The 3,822-nt window shown below is 45.9% G+C and carries 5 protein-coding genes; all 5 read right to left on the reverse strand.

Annotation, left to right across the window (positions count from 1 at the left end):
* Positions 1-414: 414 nt before the first annotated feature.
* Positions 415-1,275 (reverse strand): pentapeptide repeat-containing protein, encoded by an 861-nt coding sequence (locus B152_RS25410; RefSeq protein WP_020592866.1) that lies wholly within the window; start codon positions 1,273-1,275, stop codon positions 415-417.
* 16 nt (positions 1,276-1,291) lie between these two features.
* Positions 1,292-1,756: a thermonuclease family protein gene (locus tag B152_RS23665; RefSeq protein WP_020592867.1), complete on the reverse strand. Its 465-nt coding sequence runs from the start codon at positions 1,754-1,756 to the stop codon at positions 1,292-1,294.
* A 99-nt stretch (positions 1,757-1,855) separates the two neighbouring features.
* Positions 1,856-2,143 carry an addiction module antidote protein gene (locus B152_RS0113040; protein ID WP_026261540.1) on the reverse strand — a complete coding sequence of 96 codons (288 nt, stop codon included), beginning with the start codon at positions 2,141-2,143 and terminating at the stop codon, positions 1,856-1,858.
* Positions 2,144-2,145: 2 nt separating this feature from the next.
* A complete protein-coding gene (locus tag B152_RS0113045; protein WP_026261541.1) occupies positions 2,146-2,439 on the reverse strand; it encodes a type II toxin-antitoxin system RelE/ParE family toxin in 294 nt (97 codons plus the stop codon).
* Between the two features lie 80 nt (positions 2,440-2,519).
* On the reverse strand, positions 2,520-3,822 hold a 1,303-nt coding region (locus tag B152_RS0113050), incomplete at its 5' end, for a hypothetical protein (RefSeq protein WP_020592870.1).

Raw genomic sequence — 3,822 nt, forward strand, 5'->3', positions numbered from 1 at the left:
CTGACGTAAGGCAGTTTGGGGGAATTTTTGATAAACAAGGACCGAAGAACCCGAGGGGGATCACCCACCTGGAGAGAAGCGGAAGGCTGGCCAGGTACTGGCCAGTGATCGCGAAAGCGATTATGGGGATACGGGTTTGAGTGACGCGCCCTGGGCGCGGCAACAGCATCGCGTGGTCCTATCAAAAAGGGCCTTTTCTAAAGGCCAATGCGACCCAAAGGGGCGCAAGGTCGATAGACCGGAAAGGGACTACCTCAACAATAAAATGAAGACAGGGGGATCTTGGGCAATTCGCCGGCAACCAGCTCGTCTGAGGGATAGTTACCCTCCTGTGCCGAGACTACAGGCTCGGTGTAGGTTATCGAGGTAGGAGATTACCGGAATATAGCGCGGTCTTCGCCAGAAGACAGACCCCTATTCTGTTTTATATCTCTCACAGACCTCAAGTTTTATATCTTTAAATTCTACCCGATCAGGAAGTACTGGTTGAGCATCAACGGCCATTACACAGGTATTTTCCAGTTGTTCAACAATCAAATTTGAACCTGTAAAATCCGTGAAAGACAGATTTGCGTCAGTAAATACAGCATTATGGAACTTTTCATCAATCGCATGAATACCTCGGAGATCGGTATCTTCAAAGCGGGCCCCTTTTAAATTAGCACCAGAGAAATCCACATTCTCTAAATATGCCTTGGAAAAGTTTACAAAGGCCAGATTAGCCTGGTTAAAAGAAGCATCCTTGAGAAAAGCATCCGTCAAATCAGATAAAACCAAATAAGCCTTTAGAAAATTAGCTTTCTCCAATCTGGTTCTGCTCAAATCAGCTTGGAGCAGATATGCGCCATTCATCACTACATTGTCCAAATTTGCGCGACTTAAATTGACATCAGGAATGTAACCATTTTCGAGGTTTATTCCGACCAGAGGTTCTTTTTCCAACAAGCAGGTGTTTGTCCAGGGAATACAATAATGCTGCTGATTGAGAAATTCGAGCGCGGCTCCTTTCCCAGAATTGCCACTGGCTTCCGTAACGACCAGCTGCCATGCGTTGACTCTTCGTTGCTCTGCTATCGATTGAATTTCATTCCAGCCAACAATTGATACAACCGGAATAGCGATAAATCCAAAAAGGAGTTCAATCCTGCCCAAAGTTTGAAAGAAGCGATTCAAGCGGGAAGGCCCTTCCCCGTTGGCCGACACTGCAACTTTCCGAACAGCTGAAGAAGCTAAGTTTGTATCCGCATGTCTCAGTCTTTTGAACTTGTAACGCATATATCCCCCCAAAAACTCACATACAATATTTAGGAAGCGGCCAATCTTTTACCATATCCTGTTCAAACTTTTTGTAGCGCCCTTTTGAAAAGCGGGGGCAATCTCGACCATGGCCGGCTTTAATAATGATCTCAGAAAGATCTTTACCGCCAAAAGTGCAAACCCCAATTTGGCGGTCGTAACTTCTATGACCTGTCAGAGAACAGACCACATCTTCCCCTTGGACAAGATCCCGCATAAATATTGCGGCTGTTTGGCCAGCTTCGCTATCGAGTTCCGGAACATGAAGCCCTTCAAGTCGAATGGGAACGGAGAGAACTTCTATTGTGTCACCATCACGAACATGGGTGACAGGTCCAACCAGTTTTGATTGGGCCATCGCGATATTAGCGAAAGACCAGGTAAAGAAGAACAGGAGACAAAACAACCGGCGCATAGGAACACCCAAAAGAAACATCAGTAAAATACAGCCCCAAAACATCTTCTCCTTATTGGGAGAAAGGCGGTTTGTGCAACAAACCGCGAGAGGCGCAGCCTCGCACCGGGAAACCCGGTGTCTTGATCCGGCGGCGCGCACCCATCAGGCGGCAGGAGTAAAACTCATTTTCAGGCCAAGAGCTTCTGTTACGGCCATAACGGTTTTAAAATGCGGGTTTCCTGTTTCGGACAAAGCTTTATAGAGCGCTTCCCGTTTTACGCCTGATTTCTTGGCGATATCGGTCATACCTCTGGCCCGGGCAATTTCTCCGATGGCCATGTTGATATAACCCAGATCGCCTGTTTCAAGTGCGTCCGTCAGAAAGATGGCAATGGCTTCATCATCATCAAGATATTTTGTTACATCAAAGGTTGTCAGTTTTTCAGCCATGATCATTTCCACTTCTCAGCCAATTCTTTAGCCAGCCTGATATCTCTTGATTGGGTTGATTTATCACCACCACAAAGAAGGATGATATATTCATTCCCCCTTTTAATCAGATACAGTCTAAAGCCCGGACCATAATTGATCCGCAATTCACTAACCCCGGCTCCTACGGGCTTGATATCACCATCAAGGCCGCTTTTAAGTCGCAAGATCCGGGAAGCAATTTTAAGCTGTGTTCTCTTGTCCCGGAGACTATCCAACCATTTTTCAAACTGGGGTGTTTGTTTAATCTCTATCATATGCAATTGTATCCCACAGAGGACAATCAGGCAATGCACTATTAAGAGAAGATCTCCCAATAGTGCACCCCTGCAGACATTTATTTTTTAGGTTCCCAAGTTGCGATCTTCTCTCTTTGATCGTCGGAAAGTGCTTGAATGACTTCTGGATCATTGAACAGGGTATCAAGCGCCTCTACCTTTCCTTTCTTCTTCATCGAGAAGAAGTCTTTAGAAGCCCCCTGCCCCATTACATCGCGATAAATCTGGTCAAGATCATCTGCAGAAACCCGCTTGAAGAAGTTTTCACTGGTGGGTGTCCAGACAGATCTCAAATTGGCACCTGACAGGCATTCGACTTTTCCAGTTAGCTCTTTGCCATAGTCCCAGAATGTCCGCGCCAGTCCTTCTGTAATTACTGTGTCGCGGTGTTTCTGGCCTTTACTCTGAAACTCGCTGAAAGCTGAAACCTTGTCTTCGACAGTGATGAAATCACCATTACCCCAAGAATAAGGATCTGCCGGATGTGTAAGGCGGGTATCAAACTCAAATCCGGTTTCAGTGTTTGGCTTGTTTTCTGGTCGGCCAATTTTGATATCGAGCGGGGAATAACCACTACCTGAAGACTTTTCACAGAGCGAGAAAGCCAGCAGATCCAGAACCAGTTCAGGCTTTTCCAGAAGGGCCTTCTGTAGCGATCCTAATCTTGCCCGTCGAAGGTCATCTTTAAGGGCTTGGCTGTACTCTCCCTTTGGTTTTGCCTTGCTTGTGTCCTTTGGTTTTTCCTTTAAAAAACCAAGTTTTACTGCTTCTGGCACATGGGATCTTTTGACCAGACCTAAACTTGTCTGCAGTTCCCCAAGCTCATTAAGGTAGACGTAACCGCCTGATACTGATTTTTGCTGTTCTGAAAAAATATCTACTTCTTGATCCTCGTAGTAGTCGAGTCTGGCGTTTTCTTCGTCATCAAGACCCTCTTCGATTTCCTTGGCTTTCAGCTGCGCAAATTCTTTTGTTTCTTCTTCTGAAAACTGATTTCCGACAGGTTTCAACTTTTCAAGTTTTTCTTCCTGAATGGGATACCAAATATGAGGTTTATAATAACACTCAACCCACGCCCAACCCTCGGCTTGTATTTCTGCAGCTGCAGCAAGAAGTTTGTCGTTGTAGAGCTTGGCAAGAAGTTCGGAATCTTCAAAGAGAACTTCGGTTGAAAACAAGTCTGTAACGGTGGCACCACCTGCAGCGCGATAATCATCAACACCAACATAGATTGCCCGTTTGTCGGTAATAGATACGGCTTGCGGGTTCAGATAGTTCTTTAGCTGGTGTTCAGATTTGATTTCATTGCGTTCAATCGCGCTTAGAGCGTCTTCTGTGCGTTTTGCATCGGTCGAACGGGTG

Origin of the sequence: Kiloniella laminariae DSM 19542, from assembly GCF_000374005.1 — a bacterium.
Lineage (GTDB): Bacteria > Pseudomonadota > Alphaproteobacteria > Kiloniellales > Kiloniellaceae > Kiloniella > Kiloniella laminariae.

Bases quoted from the DNA above. Each gene is read 5' to 3' on its own strand.
- B152_RS0113040 (WP_026261540.1), bottom strand. From the start codon at position 2,143: ATGGCTGAAAAACTGACAACCTTTGATGTAACAAAATATCTTGATGAT.
- B152_RS23665 (WP_020592867.1), bottom strand. From the start codon at position 1,756: ATGTTTTGGGGCTGTATTTTACTGATGTTTCTTTTGGGTGTTCCTATG.
- B152_RS25410 (WP_020592866.1), bottom strand. From the start codon at position 1,275: ATGCGTTACAAGTTCAAAAGACTGAGACATGCGGATACAAACTTAGCT.
- B152_RS0113045 (WP_026261541.1), bottom strand. From the start codon at position 2,439: ATGATAGAGATTAAACAAACACCCCAGTTTGAAAAATGGTTGGATAGT.